Annotated in this window: 13 protein-coding genes and 1 tRNA gene; 7 read left to right on the top strand and 7 right to left on the bottom strand. The window is 44.2% G+C overall.

The window, feature by feature from the left end; genetic code table 11:
* Window positions 1-89: 89 nt before the first annotated feature.
* The 4 genes from QY309_06250 (at window position 90) to QY309_06235 (ending at window position 6,117) form a co-directional block, all read left to right on the top strand.
* The gene (locus QY309_06250; protein ID WKZ61081.1) at window positions 90-2,261 is read left to right on the top strand and encodes a M43 family zinc metalloprotease; all 2,172 of its coding nucleotides are present in this window, start codon (window positions 90-92) and stop codon (window positions 2,259-2,261) included.
* A 58-nt stretch (window positions 2,262-2,319) separates the two neighbouring features.
* Window positions 2,320-3,405: a D-alanine--D-alanine ligase family protein gene (locus QY309_06245; GenBank protein WKZ61080.1), complete on the top strand. Its 1,086-nt coding sequence runs from the start codon at window positions 2,320-2,322 to the stop codon at window positions 3,403-3,405.
* 12 nt (window positions 3,406-3,417) lie between these two features.
* On the top strand, window positions 3,418-4,242 hold the full coding sequence (locus QY309_06240) for a PASTA domain-containing protein (GenBank protein WKZ61079.1): 825 nt from the start codon (window positions 3,418-3,420) through the stop codon (window positions 4,240-4,242).
* 141 nt (window positions 4,243-4,383) lie between these two features.
* A complete protein-coding gene (locus QY309_06235) occupies window positions 4,384-6,117 on the top strand; it encodes a T9SS type A sorting domain-containing protein (GenBank protein WKZ61078.1) in 1,734 nt (577 codons plus the stop codon).
* Here QY309_06235 and QY309_06230 read toward each other — a convergent pair.
* Together QY309_06230 and QY309_06225 are read right to left on the bottom strand one after the other, a co-directional pair.
* Entirely contained in the window at window positions 6,104-7,231 is a 1,128-nt protein-coding gene (locus tag QY309_06230; protein WKZ61077.1) for a site-2 protease family protein, read from the bottom strand. The two genes, QY309_06235 and QY309_06230, sit on opposite strands and share 14 nt — an antisense overlap.
* Entirely contained in the window at window positions 7,228-7,848 is a 621-nt protein-coding gene (locus QY309_06225) for an HAD family phosphatase (protein WKZ61076.1), read from the bottom strand. Before QY309_06225 ends, QY309_06230 begins: the two co-directional genes overlap by 4 nt.
* A gap of 131 nt (window positions 7,849-7,979) precedes the next feature.
* Here QY309_06225 and QY309_06220 point away from each other — a divergent pair, with 131 nt between their 5' ends.
* A complete protein-coding gene (locus tag QY309_06220; GenBank protein WKZ61075.1) occupies window positions 7,980-10,373 on the top strand; it encodes a tetratricopeptide repeat protein in 2,394 nt (797 codons plus the stop codon).
* 64 nt (window positions 10,374-10,437) lie between these two features.
* Window positions 10,438-10,511 (top strand) — tRNA-Ile (locus tag QY309_06215).
* A gap of 520 nt (window positions 10,512-11,031) precedes the next feature.
* On the opposite strand, the gene QY309_06210 is transcribed toward QY309_06215, so the two are convergent.
* Genes QY309_06210 through QY309_06195 form a run of 4 tightly spaced genes read right to left on the bottom strand, consistent with a single transcriptional unit; the run spans window position 11,032 to window position 18,745 of the window.
* Window positions 11,032-12,120 carry a Gfo/Idh/MocA family oxidoreductase gene (locus tag QY309_06210; GenBank protein WKZ61074.1) on the bottom strand — a complete coding sequence of 363 codons (1,089 nt, stop codon included), beginning with the start codon at window positions 12,118-12,120 and terminating at the stop codon, window positions 11,032-11,034.
* A 36-nt stretch (window positions 12,121-12,156) separates the two neighbouring features.
* Complete coding sequence (locus QY309_06205) at window positions 12,157-15,438, bottom strand: PKD domain-containing protein (protein WKZ61073.1); 3,282 nt, start codon at window positions 15,436-15,438, stop codon at window positions 12,157-12,159.
* 53 nt (window positions 15,439-15,491) lie between these two features.
* Entirely contained in the window at window positions 15,492-18,059 is a 2,568-nt protein-coding gene (locus tag QY309_06200) for an ABC transporter permease (protein ID WKZ61072.1), read from the bottom strand.
* On the bottom strand, window positions 18,056-18,745 hold the full coding sequence (locus tag QY309_06195; GenBank protein ID WKZ61071.1) for an ABC transporter ATP-binding protein: 690 nt from the start codon (window positions 18,743-18,745) through the stop codon (window positions 18,056-18,058). The genes QY309_06200 and QY309_06195 overlap by 4 nt, the downstream gene beginning before the upstream one ends.
* 121 nt (window positions 18,746-18,866) lie before the next feature.
* On the opposite strand from QY309_06195, the gene QY309_06190 reads away from it, so the two are divergent.
* The gene (locus tag QY309_06190) at window positions 18,867-19,475 is read left to right on the top strand and encodes an arylesterase (protein ID WKZ61070.1); all 609 of its coding nucleotides are present in this window, start codon (window positions 18,867-18,869) and stop codon (window positions 19,473-19,475) included.
* Here QY309_06190 and QY309_06185 read toward each other — a convergent pair.
* Window positions 19,470-20,348 carry an alpha/beta hydrolase gene (locus QY309_06185; protein ID WKZ61069.1) on the bottom strand — a complete coding sequence of 293 codons (879 nt, stop codon included), beginning with the start codon at window positions 20,346-20,348 and terminating at the stop codon, window positions 19,470-19,472. The two genes, QY309_06190 and QY309_06185, sit on opposite strands and share 6 nt — an antisense overlap.
* Between the last annotated feature and the right edge of the window lie 22 nt (window positions 20,349-20,370).

Raw genomic sequence — 20,370 nt, 5'->3', positions numbered from 1 at the left:
ACCGCGGAGAACAAGCTCCAAACCCGATTCCAAAATTCCGGTTACGATTACTATCTTTGACTGATATAGCTTTGTCTAAATTGGGGTCTGTGCGTCAGCTGGTTACATTCTTACTTTTATCATCTCTTTTCTCCTTATCGGGATTTTATGCGCACGCTCAAGAACGCTGCGAAACCGTGCAGTACATGCAGCAACTACGCAACCAGGGAAAGCTACCCCAATCTGATGCTCAGTTTGAGCAGTGGTTAAAGCAGAAACGCGATCTGCAGAAACGAATGCTTCAACAGCAGGGTGAAACACATCGGCAACAAGATGAACCCTACCAGATTCCGGTTGTCGTTCACGTTATTCATAACGGAGAACCTGTAGGTACCGGAACCAACATTTCAGATGCACAAATTTTTTCCCAACTGGATGTGATTAATAATGATTTTAAAAGACTGAATACCGATGCTTCCAATACGCCTGCTGAGTTTCTTCCAGTGGCCGGAAGCATGGATATCGAATTTGTTTTGGCTAAAAGCGACCCAAACGGATTGTGTACAAATGGAATTGTGCGGGTGCAAGGAAGTAAGTCATCGTGGTCGCGGGTGCCAGATGATGCCACACTAAAATCGCAGAGCTATTGGCCCTCGGAAAATTACCTGAACATTTGGGTGACTGATCTATCCGGGTTATCACTGGGCTACGCACAATTTCCTGTATCAAACCTTGAGGGACTTGAAGAATACCAAAGTGGCTTGGCGCAGACCGATGGTGTAGTTATTGACTATGAAGCTTTCGGAAGCAATGACTACGGGCCGTTTGTTCTGGAACCTGACTACAATAAAGGAAGAACAACTACGCACGAATTAGGGCACTTCTTTGGCCTTCGCCACATTTGGGGAGATAGTAACTGTGGAAATGATTACGTGACAGACACGCCAACTCAAGAAGATAGTACAACCAGCTGCCCTACCAACCCACAGAGTTCCGGTTGTGGTGCTTTTAATCGTATGTTTCAGAATTATATGGACTACACAGATGATGCGTGCATGAATATTTTAACCACTGGGCAAGTTGAAAGAATGGACTTCATTTTGAATGACCCTGCTGTGCCTAGAAGAATGAGTTTACTTACTTCACCGGGACTCGAAACACCCGCTATTTGTGAACGGATAGATGTAGCTGTCAATAGAATTGATTCCCCTTCTCCAATTTCCTGCTCAACTACCGCCCCACTAAGCATAACTATTCTGAACCGAAGTGATGTTGAGCTTAACTCCATTACCTTAAGTTACCAGGTAAATCAATTAAGCCAGTCTAACGTTGTATTACCAATAACACCTGCACTGCCCAGTGGTGCAACACGGTTAATCAATCTTGCCTCAGCCGTAAACCTGACCACTGGCTTGAATAATGTTTTCATAGAGATTACGGAAGCCAACGGTGAGGCCGATGAAGATCCTTCCAATAGTTTTATAAATGCCACCGTTCTTGTCGATCAATCTGAAGATTATCTACCACTGCGACAACGATTTGATGTGTTGAATTGGCCAACAGTTAGTCCGCTTGGTGGTGTTGAATGGGAACTTACATCCACCAACTTCGGGAATTCAGCTACTGTGCAAGCCTTCAACCAGGGAATAGTTGGTGAAGAGGTGTGGTTGACAACCCCCATAATAGACCTTAGTAGCATCACAAAAGCTAGTATATTTTTTGATTACTCATACGCACTCAACGAAACAAAAAATGACGGACTTCGAGTTTTAATTTCAACAGACTGCGGAAAAACTTATCAACCTTCCACATTTAACAAACAAGGTCAAGCGCTATCCATTGAAACCTCCAATCAACCCTGGCAACCAACAACTGACTTTGGTTGGCACAAAGATAAATTCCTGAGTCTCTCTGAGTATAGCGGTGAACAACAGATCCGAATTGCCTTTGTATTTACCAATGCAAGGGGCAATAACCTGTATCTTGATAACGTTGAATTTTTTCTGGACGATGATCCAACACGCCTCGATGTGAACGAACCCTACTCTATTTATTGGAAAAACGGTGATGAAGCCACAGTTACCTTTAATCTTTCAGAACGCCAGGCTATCGGTATCTATGTGGTCGATGTAATGGGACGTGAGTTTATAAACACTACAGCCACCAATATTCTCAACCAAACCTTCCCCATTGAACTGGGTAATGCAGCTGATGGCATTTACATCATGCGGATACAGGTTGGCGATCGCTTTTACGCGTCTAAGTTTTATCTTTCCCGGTAAAAAGCACCCGGTCGTTGCCCCGGAATTGATTATCTTTGAAGCTGCTAAACTACTCTGAATGTCAGGAAAAAAGAAAGTTGCCTTGCTCTATGGCGGGCGCTCTGTAGAACATGGTGTTTCCGTTAACTCCGCCCGCAACATCCTCGAGTTTATCGATAAGGAAAGCTTTGAGCCCCTGCCCATAGGTATCAGTCAGACCGGCCAGTGGTTTTTGACCCAGGGAGTTACTAAAGACATTGAGCAGGGAAAATCGTTAGGCCTTATTCTTGACCCGAAAAATGCCGGACTGATTTTACTGGCTAGCGGAGATCGCGTTAAAGTAGACTTGATTTTTCCGGTACTGCACGGCACCGATGGTGAGGATGGCAGCATTCAGGGACTCATCAAAGCCATGGATTTGCCTATGGTTGGAACGGGCGTGTTGGGCTCTTCCCTTTCCATGAACAAGGTTGTTGCAAAGCGCTTACTCAAAGAAGCCGGAGTACCCGTAACGAAATTTGTTACCTATCGCTTCAGTGAAAAAAGGAAAATCGGATTTGACGAAATCGAAAAGAAATTAAAGCTGCCCTTCATGGTGAAATCGGCAAGCCTGGGTTCTTCAGTTGGCGTTTCGAAAGTCTCCAAAAAATCTGAATTTAAGAAAGCGCTGGATGAAGCCTTTCGGTATGATGATGAAGTGATCTTTGAAGAATTTATTACCGGAAGAGAGATTGAATGTGCCGTGATGGGCAACACTCCTGCTCAAGCGTCAAATCCGGGCGAAATTGTTTTAAAAAAGAATTACGAGTTCTACACGTTTGATGCGAAATACGTTGACCCCGATGCGGTCTCCATCGAAGTGCCTGCACAACTTGATAAACCCACTATAAAACTGGTTCGTGAAGTTTCAGTTAAAGCGTATGAAGCCTTACGCTGTGAAGATTTTGCACGCGTTGATTTATTTCTGACCAAAAAGGGGAAAGTTTATGTAAACGAAATCAACACCATTCCCGGATTCACCAACTCATCGATGTTTCCGATGATGTGGAAGGAACGCGGAGTGAGTTTTACTGAACTGATCAGTAAACTCATTAACCTGGCGCTGGAACGATATGCAGCCGGAAAACGAATTGAACGTGGTTTTGATTCAGCGCTGAAGTTTTAACTTTTTTAAAGCATGAAATTGAATTTGAAAAAATATACCTCAACACTGGGCGGAGTACTGGGAAGCGTTGCAGCAACGATTATTGTTATTCTGTTGCTCGCAGTCATTTACTTCTATATGTATTTGCCGGCTGCTACCAACCACGGTGAAACCATTACCGTACCCAGCATTGAAGGATTGCATGTAAGCGAACTGGAAGATTTTCTGGTAAAGCGTACGTTACGGTATGAAGTGAACGATTCATCCTACACCGAGGAATATCCTCCCCTTACCGTGTTAAGGCAGTTCCCTGCCGCGGGATCGAAAGTAAAAGAAAACCGGGTCATTTACATTTCATTGAACCGCGTAACGCCACCAACCGTACCCATGCCCAACCTGGTTGATGGTTCATTAATCAATGCCGAAGCCATTTTGCGCGGTAATGAATTGAAGCGCGGCCGCATTCAACTGGTACGCGGACCGTTTCTAAACCTCGTAAAAGAAATGCGGTACGAAGGCACCAAGATTGAACCGGGTACACGCATCCCGAAAGGCTCGGTTATCGACCTGGTAGTTGAAGACGGGGGTAACAACTCCTTTCCCGCTCCAGATGTTCGCGGATATACATTGGAAGATGCCAAGATTCCCATTTTTGGTTCACACCTGAACATTTCCATTGAAGTTGTGGGTGACACACTTGGGGGTACCGAACCAGTGGTGGTATTGAAACAAAAGCCCCAACCAGGAGAAAATATTAAGGTGGGCGATGTCGTTGAAGTATGGGTGGGCAAAAAAGGTACGCCTTTACCCGATGAAGAAGGTGAGGATAACGAAGAGCTCGAAGATCCATTGAATTAATAGCAGGTGATTACCCGATTTTTTCTTGCTTCGATTATTTTTCTGATTCCGGTTGTGGTATCAGCACAACTTACTCTTTATCCGATCCATCAAAGCAACCAACAAAAAACGGTTGAACGCCAGAAATCCCATCTAGAACCCATGTCACTTCCCTTTTGGGATGACTTCTCAACACCCACCCATACCGATACCCTATGGGAAGATAAGGCCAATGTATGGATCAACTCAGGTGCCGCCATTAAACCACCTACTATAAATGTAGCCACCTTTGATGGTGTTAACGGAGCAGGTGTAGCCTATGCACCCAACCCCAACCAGAACCTGGATGTGGGACCAACCGATGTAATGGTTTCGCGTAGAATCAAAATGACGGAGGTACCTGTCGCTGGTCAGAATGATATATTTCTTAGTTTTTATTACCAGTGGGGTGGTTCTGTTGAACCACCGGATGCCAACGATAAGCTTGAATTGCAATTTTTTGATAAGGATGATAACTGGGACCTCCGTGCAACCTTCCAGGCTACCGCCATGCAACAACCGGATTCATTCTACTACTACACCATTCGCATTAATCAAGGAGAATACATCCACGATGATTTTCAATTTCGCTTTCAGGCATATGGCAGGCAGTCGGGGAAATTTGATTCGTGGCATATTGATTATGTGTACCTCGATAAAGAAAGAACAGATGGAACCCCATCATTTCCAGATCGCTCGCTTTACACCCCCCTATCATCCGCTTTCAGTAATTACCATGCTATTCCGGTAAAGCATTTCTTTTCTCAACAGAATCAATCCTTCCCCGCGTTTGGGTTAAGTAATCTAGAATCAATCCCGCAACCCATGAATTACAAGTATGCGGTAAATATTCAATCATATACCAATAGTGCATTAAGTTTAGAATCAGATTTCCTGCTGAAGGACTCGGTGGCCATCTCACCAACCATTACACCCTTCGAAAAAAGAAAAATTGTGACGGATATTGTACCGGACATCAGCAATTTTGATTCAAATGCCGACTCGCTGATTATCCGATATACCGTTACCCTTCAGGCAGATGACACCATCCGTGCAGATTTCTCGAACATTGATTTCAGGTTTAATGACACACTAACTACTTCCTACACGTTAACCGATTACTACGCTTACGATGATGGCATAGCAGAGTATGCAGTAGGACTTGCCGGAAACGGTAACGTAGCTGCTTATCGTTTTGAGCTGTTGACACCCGATCCGGATACGGTAAATGGTGTATACGTGCACTTCCCAAATTCATACGGAACCTTTGCCTCCACCGTTACTTTTTATGTTTGGAACGATGATAATGGCAAACCTGGAGACTTACTTCTTGAAGAACTGGTTCCCATTCAGCGAAACAGCAATAATGAATTTGTACTGCGAGAGTTTATTCAATCCACAGTTGTGCAGGGAATATTTTATATAGGCTGGCAACAACCATCCTCCGGTCGGGTATTGATCGGGTTAGATTCCAATAATGAAACCGGTGATCAACTCTATACCAATACTGCAGGCGTTAACAATCCGAATACCTGGTTACAGAATGTGCTTATAAAGGGAAGCCTGATGATTCGTCCGCGCTTTGGCCCCGGAGCTGTGGTTACGGACTCGGAAACTCCTTTAACTAAACATATTTCACTTTACCCAAATCCTAACCGCGGAGAGTTTTTTATTGACGGAGAAGTTACCCGGATTCAGATCCTCACTACCTCTGGCTATCCCATCGCATTTGATGCGTTTCAGGAAGCAGAAAACAAAACAAGAATCAGGATGACTCACACGCTTCCCGGGTTATACCTTGTTCGTTACTTCGATGGGGATTCATTCCAATCCCAAAAAATTATTATTCAGGAATAGCCGCTGTCATCTCAATCGGCACCGGACTAAAGCACAGCACAAAAATAATCAGGGCAATCCAACCTAACAGCTGGCGGTTAGTATCCAGCTCTTCTTCAATTTCAGCGCGTGGATGTTCTACGCCTGCCAGCCGCCCTATGATGAACGCAAACAACAACCATCCGGTAAAGCCATTCACGGTAGGTTGAAGCCAACTCCACACAAACTGTGCGGCAAAGATCAGTAGCGCGATCATAACCGTATTTTGAGTTGAAAGTTTAAGCCCTCGTAAACACAATACCAGAAAGATGACATAAGCCGGTGCGTAAAAAATCAAATCATCCATCGGTTGAAGCGGAGTTACCAAACCCAGGCCCGCATAAAAAATAAACACGATAAACACACCGGATGCAATTAGTTTGTGGTTTTTGTAACCGACTAACCCGTACAATACGTGACCGCCATCCAACTGACCAATCGGAAGAAGATTTAAGGCTGTAAATATGAGTGCCAGGAATCCGGAAAATAGATACGGATAATGCATGATCTCATGTGGATTAGGCACGCGTTCTGGGTCAGCCACGAATTTCTCAAAAATAAGAAACAGTAAATTTTTTCCAATTACCACATCAATTACACCTTCTTGATTTCCATATACGTGATCCGCGTACGCCAATCCATATTGTTCATATTCCGGATGAATCTCGAAAATATATTCTGCGGGGGGAAGGTTGGAGAATCCATAAAAAAGGACAATCAACGCCATTACAAAACCCGCCAGTGGACCGGCAATACCAATATCAAAATTCACCTTAAGCGAGGTTACACGCTGGCGCAGCCGAATAATGGCGCCCATGGTACCAATTGAAAACGGAAAAGGAGGAATCGGAATATAGTACGGCAAACTGGAGTTGACCTGATTTTTTCTTGCCGTGAAATAGTGCCCGAATTCATGTACCGTGAGGATCAACAAAAACGGTATTGAGAAATGCATTCCTGAAACAAAATCATCCCAGGTAAAGGCTACATAAACTGATTTTCCGTAAGTCCACTCAGCCCCGGCAATAGTAGTGGTGACAAACGTTGCAATAAATAAAAAAGCCTGAAGAATAATTCGTTTCGTCTCTTTACTCATAACGTGTTAAAAAAATCAAATACCTCATCCGGATGCTTCACCAAAAATGTTTGAATACCTAACCGCGCTGCTGATTGAATGTTTTCCGGGTTATCGTCCAGAAACACGGTCTCCTGCGGAACAAACCCGTTCTCTTCCAGCACCTGCTGAAAAATTATCGGTTCGGGTTTTCGTTTCCCTACCAAATGGGAATAATACGTCCCGTGAAAATACGCATCCAATTTTATCTGTTCAGAAACCTTGGGCAACATTTGCTGGTTCACAAAATCAAGATGAATGTTATTGGTATTGCTCAGTAGCGTTACGCGGAATTTACTGCGCAGGCTATCCAACAGGTTCAGTTTCGCCTTTGGCAGGTCAACCAGCATGGCATTCCATGCCCGGTCAAATTCATGAACGGTGGTTTCAAAAGACAGTATTCGCTGTACCGCAGTTCTGAATTCCATATCCGAAATTTCACCCCGTTCATAAGCAAAAAATTCCAGTTCAGTAAGGTAAGCCTTTCGTACATCGTCAGGCGCAACACCCGATAATGCAGAAAACGCATCAACCGTTCGGACGGGCGACAAATCAATAATTACTCCGCCCAAATCAAAAATTAAGTTCTTAACCTTCACGTTCTAATCTTAAAGTCAAATATGCAAAAGAATCAATCCTTAAAGATTATCATATCAAATATTTAAGAACAGATTATTTCATTGATATTCCCTTCCCGAATTTTTATCTTTCAACTCGAAAAACCTGAACCATGAAAACGTTGAAATTCTGGGCTACTCTACTCACAGTAACGTGCCTGTGTACCGCAACCTACGGTCAATCCTATCAAAAACGGTTGGCGCTGATTATTGGCAACTCCAGCTACCAGCATGGTGGCTCCCTGCGCAATCCTGTAAATGATGCCCGTGCCATGGCAGGAACCCTGCAATCGATGGGATTTGAGGTGATGAAGTACGAAGACCTCTCCAGCAACGATATGAAGCGGGTTATCAACGAATTTGGAAAACGCCTCGCAGGAAATGATGTGGGTCTGTTCTACTATGCAGGCCATGGCATTCAGCACAACGGATCAAACTATATGATTCCCATAGAGGCCAACCTTCAAAATGAAGAGCAGATTGAATTCGATTGCGTTTCAGCCGATCGGGTGGTGAGTTTTATGGAAACGGCCAAAGCCAAGGTGAATGTAATTATCATGGATGCCTGCCGCAACAACCCGTTTGAGCGTAGCTGGCGCAGAAGTACCAATGGCAACGGATTGGCCATGATGAACGCACCCAGCGGAACGTTGATTGCTTATGCCACTGCACCGGGCACAACGGCAGCCGATGGTGATGGCATAAACGGATTGTATACCAGCGCCATTTTAAAATATATTAAAGATGAGTCCCTTACTCTTGAACAAGTGTTCAAAAAGGTTCGTACCGAAGTGGAGGAGCGCTCAGGACGGATGCAGATTCCGTGGGAAACCACATCCTTAAAAGGGGAAGATTTTTACGTAGCACGTGGAGCCAAACCGGTAAAACAGCAGCAAGCGATTGTTGAGCGCGTACCCGTATCACCTGAAAATGAAAAGCAAGCTGAAATTCATTATAAAAGTGGTTTAACCAATTTTGAAAGTGAATTGTACAACGATGCCATGTCGGATTTCTCAAAAGCTATTGGACTGAATCCTAACTATGCAGAAGCCCATTATATGATGGGACGAGTGAAGTACGCGTTAAAACTGGATTATGACGCTTTAGCAGATTACACAAAAGCCATACAGCTTAAGCCAGAGTTTGGAGACGCTTATTATTGGCGGGGCAATGTGTACTATGCCATGCGAATGGATGCTGAGGCTATTTATGACTTTTCTGAATGCATTAAAGTCAAACCTGATTTTGTTGATGCCCATTATTATCGTGGCCAGGCATATTATGGTTCACAGAATTATGAGGAAGCGATAAAAAATTTCACAGCGGCCATCTCCTTAAACCCTCGTCACTTGAATGCATTGTATTACAGAGGAAACTCCTATTATTCTTTGCGGATGCACAACGAAGCCATAGCCGATTTTAACCAGGTGATTAGGCAAGATCCCAATTATACGCAGGCCTATTTTTATAGAGGTAACTGTTATTATTTATTGGGTAACGATATTGAAGCGATAAAAGACCTTACTACTACCATTCAGCAAAAACCCGACCATGTAGAGGCACATTTTTGGAGAGGTGTGTCTGAATTCATGTCAGGAAAAAATGATAATGCAGAGGCCGACTTTAACAAGGCACTTCAATTACGTCCAAATTACCCCGAAGCCTATTATTGGAAAGGGCGTGTAAAGTTTGCGCAGGTAAAAGACGAAGAGGCCATTGCTAATTTTACGACTGCTATCAACTTACGACATGATTATTCAGAGGCCTGGCATTATCGAGGATTTGTTAAGTATTTCAGTAAACAGTACGATGAGGCCACTAAAGATGCCAACAAAGCAATTGAGTTAAATCCGCTAAATGCTGAAGCTTACTATGTACGCGGGCTGATTGAATTTGATAAGGCCAATGATGAAAAAGCATTGGAGGCGCTCAACCAGGCGCTTGAAATACGCCCCGCATATTCTGAAGCGCTGTTGTTAAGAGGTAAGGTTAAACACTTCTTGAAACGTTATAGTGAATCTACAATTGACCTCACAAAGTCTATTGAAATAAAGCCCACGGGTGATGCGTACTACTGGCGTGGCTATTCAAACTATATGCTCAAGTTTGACAACCAGGCGCTATCGGATTACACAAAAGCCATTGAATTAAAACCTAACTATCCGGAAGCCTTCTACCGGAGAGGCGACTTACATTATATCTTGGAGAAAGATCAGCAATCACTTGCTGACCTGAACGAAGCCATACGGTTAAAACCAGCCTATGCAGAAGCTTTTTGCCTGCGAGCACGCACTAAACTAGCGCTCAATCAAACCGAAGAAGCCTTGCAGGATGCCAATAAAGCATTGGAGTTAAAGGCTGGCTATGCTGAAGCGTATTACTATCAAAGTCAGGCGTACGCCAAAATGGGCAAACGCAATGAGGCGCTTACGGCCATCGATAAAGCCCTGGAATTTGCCCCGGGAAATGCCACGTATTTAAACTACAAGACTTCGCTGGGGAATTAAGGAAACAGGTTGGGATTTTACCCTTCAAAATGCTAACATTGCGACCTGATTTTTGACCGAATCAGGGCCCATAGCTCAGCTGGTTAGAGCACCTGACTCATAATCAGGGGGTCGCAGGATCGTGCCCTGCTGGGCCCACAAAAGCCGCGGAAGTTTCTGCGGCTTTTTCTATTTTAGACAAATGCCAGGATGTTATATCATCGTAAGCAAGTCGCTGAATCAATTCTATATAGGGGCCACTCATGAAAATGTGGATACCCGAATCTTGAAACATAATCAGGGTGAATACGGAAAATCTAAATTCACCTCAAAAGCTAAAATCAACCACCCCTGGCCCCTCCTTTCCAAGGAGGGGAATAGTACAGTGAAGCACAGCTTAATTTCTCTTTTTTGATTTATATGATTACAGAGTTGAAAAATCCAGAATCAGTTTCAACTAATTAAAATCATCACGCTAACACTTCCCCTCCTGATGCAGGAGGGGTGGCGGCAGGCCGGGGTGGTGAATTTCTTGGCATCAATAATTGATTAAAATCAACCACCTCTGGCCCTCCTTCCACGGAGGGGAATAGTACCGTGAAGCATAACTTAAGCTTTGCTTTGATTTAGAAGATTGAAGAGATGAAAAACAGCAAAGCCGCGGATTTTTCTGTGGCTTTTACTTTTTAAGGGATACTTTTTTACCCGTCCTGGCGCTTTCCTTAGCCGCTTCCAAAATCTCTACTACGATCATATTGTTTTCCAAAGACGATAGATCATAATCGGGTAAAACTACTTTTTTTCGAATTACTGCTTCAAATAATGCAAAGGGATCATCATGCGGTGAGGTGCGTTCACGCAACCTTTCAATCCTGAATTCATTCTCCCCTTTCAAGCGTATTTGCATGCTAGTACGGTCAAGACTATGGGCATAACCCGTGCTTCCATATACCTCCATATCTTTCCGGCTAAACGGCCAGTTCCAGGAAGCCTGAATAATGCCCTGCATATCGGGGTATTCCAAAATAATAGTGGCTTCGTCATCTACTTTTGGATAAACATCAAGTTTGAACTGTTGAAGTACAGCTGTAACGGATACAGGTCTCTTACCTTGCGCCAGCCATGTGATCAGGTTTGCGCCATAGCAGCCAAAATCCGTTACCGCGCCTCCTCCATTTTGTATGGGATCCGTCAGCCAGTCTAGAAATTCTTTATTCACACCGATTTCTTTCGGCCCCTCATGTCCATCGTGTATCACTATTTTTCGAAGTTTACCAAGTTCTCCCCCATCAGCAAGTTGTTTTACTTGATGATTCGTGGCATACCAGGTGGTTTCGTAGTTGGTGAGTAACTGAATGCCGTGTTTGTTTGCCAGATCCTTCATCTTAAGCGCATGATCCATACTCACAGCCAACGGCTTTTCAACCATCACATGTATTCCTTTAGGCGCACATAATTGAACCACCCTCAAATGCTCGTAAATAGAACCAAATGCGGTAACGGCTTCCGGTTTTGTTTTTGCAATCATTTCTTCCAACGATGCAAACCACAAATCTTGAGGCAAATTATGCTGCTTAAGATAACGAAGGGCTAATTCCTGATTTGGTTCTGCAATACCAACAAGTTGAATATCTCCACGGTCTGCTCTTCCCAGAATCCAATGAACGTGCGTATGGGTCAATCCCGCAACGCCTACCCGCAAGGGCGCAGCTGTACACGTTAGGAGAATCGCAAATAAAAAAACAGAAAGGAAAATTAACTTCTTCATATTGAAAGGCATTAAATCGAACGAGAAACTAACCATTTACTTCACTACATGCAACCAACTTTTGCACGTAGCCTGATCGCCAATGGTTAGTGTATAATAGTAGACACCGGCATCAAGATCATCTGCCGACCAGTCGTATTGATAGTCAGAGGATTCGTATACCAGTTTACCCCACCGGTTGTAAACTTTTAAAGACACCTTCAAACCAACATCTGCTGGAGTTTGACCGGGAAAATTTTCAGGATTGCCGTATTGAATGGTAAACACATCGTTTTGACCCGCAGTAATTTCGGGTGTAATCACATTGGGAACAGTCATAGAATAGATCGGCAAATCGATCAGTTTCTCATACACGCAAAACTCCTTTACACCCGTTAACCGCATCGTAAACGTTCCGTCCTGTTGGTAGGTGTGCTTTACTTCCGGTAAATCAGTTGTTGTACCGTCACCAAAATCAAACTGAAAAAGTTCATCCGGGTTTGTGTCCGTCAAGTTTCGCACCAATACCTCCGGCCTGGAAATGCAATCGGTAATGAATTCATACTCCCACTTCACATCGATAAACGGAACTACCTCAATGTTTACTGTGTCTTTCAGTTTACATCCATTGGCATCTGTGACGGTTACAAAATACGTTGTAGTTTCTTCAGGTTTCACAACAGGAGAAGTAAGAGGTCCCTCATCCGTGCTCCATTCATAAACAGTACCTCCGGTTCCCTTTAACTCATAGGTTGTGCCGAAACAAATCGCATCATCGTCCTGTACCTTTAACAAATTCCGAAACACACGAATGGTGGTAAAGGTGGAGTCTATTCCAATACAGGTATTCAGATCAATCGCTTTCAGTTTTACCGTATAGATTCCTTCATCTTCATATTGATGTACGAATGAAGTGGTATCTGTTTTTACTAGTGTGGTACCATCACCCAAATCCCATTCATAAAATTCTCCGCCTGTACTGAAGTTTTGAAATCGAATGGAATCCGGAAAGCAAACCTGATTTAATCCCGGAGCATCAAATGCAACTGAATTGGTTTGAAGCCGTGCACGCAGGGATGACAGATCGAATTTAAAGGCGGCATTGTTGCAATTCGGACTATTATTGGTTCTTGACCAGGCACCTGGTGTAGTTGGAAAATCAGAGGTGGGACCTCCCGTTGCATTTCCTGCCGCACACCCTGAACACACTGCATGGTAAACAATGCCGCTTTTATCAAATCGACTGGTTCCTCCATCAACATGAGTTCGGGATTGTGTTCCACCCAGAAATGTTGCATACAACAATTCGCTTGCATCAGCCGTAAGGACAATGAAATAAAAATCAGAACCACTGGTAGTTCTTTGGAGAGCATCCGAAGTTGTAGGCATACCAGCAGTGGTGCTACCTGGCCAGAAGTTACCCCCTTGGTTTATTGCTCCTCCCCAACCCGACATGTATAGGTTGTTGCAATCGTTAACCAAAAAAGCTGTAGGCGAAATATTGGGTATACCTATACCTGATCCAAAAACTGTTGAAAACTCCAACACCCTCAAATCTTCCGAAAACTTTTGCACAAACTGACCACTATTTGGATTACTGTAAACACCAGTTGTAACTGGGAAATTTCCATTGGTTTGTCCGTACACATATACCGCACCTTCCCGATCCAGATCAATAAAATAAACCTGATCAAAATTTGGGGTACCTGTAAATGTTGCTGCCATTATAGAATCTCCATTTGGGGCTATTCGGGCAATCCACCCATCTGCGCCTCCAGCAAAAAGCGACTGATATACTCCATCTGTAACTGGAAAATTTGAACTGGTTGTGCCGCCTGCTATGTAAACCGATTTCATACTATCTATTTTCAACGTATGCGAAGCATCAACCCCACTACCGCCAAGGAAACTTGACCACTCAATATTTTCCAACATAGGATCCATTTTAACCAGTATAGCATCCGTAGATCCACCATTATATGTGGTACTGAAACTATTGACTGCCGGAAAATCTATAGAAGAAGTAACTGAACTAATATACACATAACCAAGCGAGTCAGTAATTACGTCACCCCGCATTTCATCACCGTAATTGCGTGTTAGTGGTCCAGATATCGGATTAAGGCCATCGTTACCTGATCCGCCTAAGAAAGTTGAAGCCTTCAATTCATCACCAGCAGAACTAATACGAGCTACAAAAATGTCCGATCCGTTTGGGTACTGCTCAATAACATTTGATGACGTGAATGACCCCCCTGAAAAAGTCTTCCTTAAAGCCATTTCAGAAGTCGGGAAATCCATCGAACTTGTGGTCCCCAGAACAATAAGGTCACCATTATAGTCTGTTACAAGGCTATGTGGTGTTTCATTACTGGTACCACCTAAATGACTTGCATATAATAACTGGCTTCCGGTGGAATCATACTTCAGTATAGCTACATCATAACCCCCACCAAACTGCACTTGAAAAGCTCCAGGTGTAGCCGGAAAGGTACCCCCTACAGCACGAACAATACCAGCTGAATAAAGCGTGCCTCTTTCACCCGGAGTTGCCGTACTTCCCCAATTATCTGCTGTCGAACCTGAATAGGTCGAGAATATAAGTAATGGATCGATCACGAGTTCATAGCATGCATCGTAGCCATCGGGAAAATAGAATCTAAGAATGTTATCCTCCAGCACGTACTCGCTTTTTACTTCACATACCATACCATCTATAACCTGGTATGTGAACGGCTTCTTTTCAATCAAATCCCCAACCGATGTGCCGATATATACATTGCCATTCTCAAGCCTGAGTTCATCTGCACCATCGATTTGAATCTGGACAACATCTGGATACGCATCCGGTTTTACAATGAAATCATACTTCAAATTTTCATTAACGGAACTAATGCGCAGGTCAACTCCCGCATAAACATCCGGATAGATGATGTTATACCAGGCGTTAGCACGTGAAGCCCATTTGGATTGATCGTTACCCAGGAAAAAATTGTAGTATTCTTTCGCCTTAACTGAGGGAATTGGTCTGGATGCCGTATTGGAACCCGGAAAGGTTATTCGCACATGGTGCGCATCCATCATGTTCTCTGCTCGTCCATCCGATTCATTCACCTGATGATCCATGTGGTCATGCGCATGATCATCTTGCTGCTCAAACAGGTAAAGTGAAAACTGGCCCGGTGAAAGCATCAACCGGCCACCCGGTGTTCGTGCTGCGAAATCAACATGCGCGGGCCATTGGTTCTTATTCTCAATAAACTTGAGTTGCGGATCTTGAGTCCGGCCTACCAAAAAGGAAATAATAAAAACAGAAAATAATACGCTACGGATCGCCATATTCGTTCCCATAAACCAACCAGGCAAGCAAAATACGAAATTCTACAACTTGCTCACCCCTCCTTTCGGAGTACCTGTAAGGGAGGCGTGGCAATAACCTCGCGGGAATTCCACCAACCGATGAACATGGTGAGCAATACCACGCCAACGGTAATGGTAACCAATTCAATAGCATCAAACGCGAACTGAATTTTAAAGAAAAATGTGGTAAGCAAATAGCCGCCACCAATAGACAAAATCATGCCGGTAAGCGCTGAGAAAATTCCCAGGTAGGCATATTCAATTAGCGTGATTCGGGTAATTTGACGGGTGCGTGCACCTATGGTTCGTAGCAGTACATTTTCCTTCATACGTACAAATTTGCTGTTGATAACTGCGCCACTTAGCACCACCAGTCCGGTGATAATACTAAACAGCGCAAGAAACCGGATAACTGACCCCAGTTTATTAAACAAATCATTAACGGTGCTTAATATCAACCTCAAATCGATTAGTGAAACATTCGGATAAGACATGATCAGTTCGCGCTGAAATTTGTTGGCGATTTGCTGATCATCTACACGGGTGGCCGTAACATACACTTGGGGAGCCTGCTCCAACACACCGGTTGGAAACACAAAAATAAAGTTCGGTGGATCCTTTGGCCATTCCACTTTACGAATACCACTGATGCGAACTTTCACCGGAATTCCCTGCACATCAAACACCAATGAATCGCCTTCCTTCACATCCAATTCTTCATGTAAGCCTTCGGATATCGTAACCCAAATGGAATCTGGCCCTGAAGTTTTCTTTTGCAATTCCCCACTGATTAACTCTTCTGATAAATGTAAACTGTCGCGGTAGGTAACACGATACTCTCGGGTGAGCGCCCAGTTGGGCACACGATCGGTGGTGTCCTTTTGCACTTCTTCAACACTCCTTCCTTTTAATTCACTTAATCTGCAGGTAACAATCGGTACTACCTGGTTAACCGGCAGTTTATTTTCTTCCATCAACTTCACCACACCATCTTTCTGCGATGGTTGAATATCAAACAAAATGGTGTTGGATTGATTTTCCTGACCACTAAACTCCACCTGGCTTAACAAACTCTTCTCCACCACATTCAAGGTAGTGATGATAAACGCTCCCAGGCCAATGGCCACCATGAGCATGCGGGTTTGATTGTTTGGCCTGAACAGATTTGACAGGGCATGACGCCAGATAAATGTGGAGTTGACAGGGAAATATTTTCTTACCAAAAACAAAAGCAACATGGCAACGAGCGTGAGTAACCCCAGGGCAACAGCTAACCCACCGAAAAAGGCAAGACCAATCCACACACTTCTGGTTTGAAGTGCCGCAAAAAACATCGGGAACAAAACTATGAGAACAACAACGGCCAGGCGTGCTTTTGAAAAAATTCGGGTAGGTTCAAAATCTGCGCGCAAAACCGTTAAGGGCGGTACGAAGCGAACGGCCATCAGCGGAAGCATTGAAAACAACACGGACACTACCGTTCCAATCGCAATCCCCATTCCGAAAGAAACCCATGATACCGTGAAGCTTACTTCCACCGGCAACATATCCTTAAACACAACCGGAATCAATTGCTGAATTCCAAGACCCAGTGCCGCACCCGCTACACTGCCCACAATCCCCAGCAGGAAAATCTGGATGAAGTAAATATTAAAGGCCTGCCAACCGGATGACCCCACACAACGCAACACGGCCACTTCATCACGCTTTTCGCGAGCGTAAATATGAACCGAACTGGCCACACCAATACAGCCTAATATCAATGCCAGGAAGGCAAGCAGTGAAAAGAATCGGTAAACGGATTGAAATGCTTCACCCAACTCCTCTTTACGCTCCTGAACGGTATCGTAACCATGTCCACGCTTACGAACCTCCGGACGGATTGTTTTCTCCAACGCTTCAGTGGCTACATCACTTTCAGTTTTCAGGTATTTCCTATAATTCACCCGACTGCCAAACTGAACCAGTCCGGTTGAATCCAATTGCGACATGGCGATGTATACGGAAGGTGTAAACGTTGACAGAATACCGCCACCGCCCGGAATTTTTGTAACCACACCGGCTACTTCAAAAAATGAATTACCGACCTTAATGGTATCACCTGAACTGACTTCGTATTGACTGGCCAACGTTTCATCCAACAAGGCGTATCCCTGTTCGCGCATCAATGAGTACGCATTAGCGGGCAATGTTTCTACTGATCCGTAAAAAGGAAAATCACCTTCTAGCGCCACCAACCGTATTAACCGCGATTGTCCGCTTTGTTTAAACAACACCATCGAAGCCATATCTGCCTCATTGGCTTGCGGATGTTTCAGCGAATCGAAAAGAACTTCCAGCTCAGGCTCAAACTTCCGGTTCCCATTAATGACCATATCTGCGCCAAGCAATTCCTTGGCATTGCGGTCAATGTCTTGCTGCAGAGAATTATTAAGCGAATCCAATGAAACCACTGCGGCAATACCCGTGATCAATGAAGCCACAAAAAGAAATAAACGGGAGAAGTTATGACGGGCATCGCGCCAAGCCATTTTCCACACCCAACTATCTTGCAGTATGTTGCGTGTTTTGCGCTTTAATTTGATGATGTACTCAATCATGCGCCAACCAGTTCTTCTTCCACCAGTTTGCCACCTTTCATGCGCAGGATGCGTTCGGTCTTTCGGGCCAGTTCAAGGTTATGTGTAACCAATACCAACGTAGTGCCCTGCTGCTTATTCAAGGAAAAAAGTAATTCCGTAACATGCGATGCATTCTCATCATCCAGGTTTCCGGTGGGCTCATCGGCAAACAAAATTTTTGGATCGGTTATAAAGGCACGCGCCATCGCCACACGTTGCTGTTCACCGCCTGATAGTTGTGAAGGGTAGTGATCCACACGCTTTTCGAGTCCCACCCGAACGAGCAACTCTTCTGCTTTCTGCTTCACATGCTTTTCCCCGCGCAGTTCAAGTGGCACCATCACATTTTCCAAAGCTGTTAACGTGGAGAGCAATTGAAAATTCTGAAACACAAATCCTACATATTGATTACGAATGTATGCGCGGTCATCTTCACTCATGGAATTTAACTTAAAACCCATCAATGAAATGATGCCGCTGGTTGGCACATCCAGTCCGGCACATAAACCCAACAACGTGGTTTTACCACTACCGCTGGGCCCCACAATGGATAAGGTATTTCCTTGACGAACGGAGAAGCTCACATTATCAAGTACCGTTAACGAACCTGAGCCCGATCGGTATGTTTTGGTTAATGCTTCGGCTTGCAGAACATGCTGACTCATACGAATGTATTATAGTAATGATTTATGCTTACTGGCACCTTTTTTGACCTATTGAACGTTACATAAGCGTGTAAGTTAATGTAACTTTAACCCTTATTGGAACAAACAAATAACTAATTACATGGTCGGAAAGTTTTTAGGAATTATTGTAGCCTTGCTCCTTTTTCAGGGATCATCAACAACGAAAACCATTATGTTCTTTGGCGATAGTCTGACAGCTGGCTATGGGCTTTCGCCCGAAGAGGCCTTCCCCTATCTGCTGGAGCAAAGGCTGAATGAACAAGGGAAAAATTGCAAAGTGATCAATGCCGGGCTGAGCGGAGAAACGACTGCGGGTGGACTATCGCGTATTGATTGGGTATTGCGTCAGCCCATTGATGTTTTTGTGCTCGAGCTTGGCGGAAATGACGGCTTGCGCGGGCTTCCTTTGGAACAAACCAAATCCAACTTACAGGCTATTATTAATAAAGTAAAAGCCAAAAACCCGAATGCAAAAATTGTGGTTGCCGGTATGATGGTGCCCCCAAATATGGGTGACGATTACAGTACTGCATTCCGCAAAGTATTTCCGGAAATCGCAAAAAAGAACAACGCCACGTTGATTCCCTTTTTACTGGAAGGTGTTGCCGGAAATGAAAAGTTAAATCTACCGGATGGCATTCATCCGAATCCGGAGGGACATAAAATAGTGGCCAACAACCTGGTTAAAGTTATCGGACCAATACTATAACTTGCGCAAACAATCTTGAAGGAAAACCAACACATCCTGACCAACAGGGTCCCCCTCTTTCCCAAATTCACGATGAATAGAGAGGCTGTTTTTCTTAGCGTAACTCTTCACCTGAATGGTTATTCCTGAATCCTTGAATTTTTTAGCGAGATTTAATGCATCACTTTCAGTGGGCGTTTTAACTCCTGAATAAGCCAGAAAAACGGGTGGCACTTTCATCCCCGGCACAATATGCGTTACCGGTGATGCTTCGCGCCATTCTTGTTCAGTTAAACCGAATGTATCCAGGCACCAGTCTTTCACTTTATTGTTGTTATCCGGAATGATCTTCGCCACATCAAAACCAAGTCCATCCACAGAGATTACACCCTTAATCATATCCAATGAACCTTGTGCCTCATCCAGGTACTTTTTGTTCACGGTTATCATCACCGACATCTGGGCACCGGAAGCGTATCCCATTAAAAAAATCTTTTCCGGATCACCACTGTAGTGCACGATGTTGTTGTATACCCATACCAAGGCATGCGCTACATCCTGCATATGACCGGGATGTTTGATATCAGGCGAAAGCCGGTGATTGATACTAACAAAGATGTAGCCCTTCTCAGTAAAGTAAGCCGGCTTAATGCCCACATCACTCTTATCACCAAATGCCCACAGGCCACCGTGCACCCAAATAATTACCGGAGACTTGCTGCCCTTCTTGGGCATGTAGATGTCCAGGGCATTTAACCTGGGCTCTTTGGCCAGCTTGGCGTATGGAATGTCGGCTACCTTGAAGAAAGGACCTTCGCCCTTCTTTTGGGCCAACAGCGATCCTGACCCGATGAAAATAAGTGCGCAAAAAATGACCAACCGGTTAAAACGCATACACTAAAATAACGTAAAACAT

It is taken from the genome of Cyclobacteriaceae bacterium, assembly GCA_030584025.1.
In the GTDB taxonomy this organism is placed as follows: Bacteria; Bacteroidota; Bacteroidia; order Cytophagales; family Cyclobacteriaceae; genus UBA2336.
The sequence above is the reverse complement of the archived record's forward strand: the minus strand, read 5'-3'. Positions and strand labels throughout refer to the sequence as shown.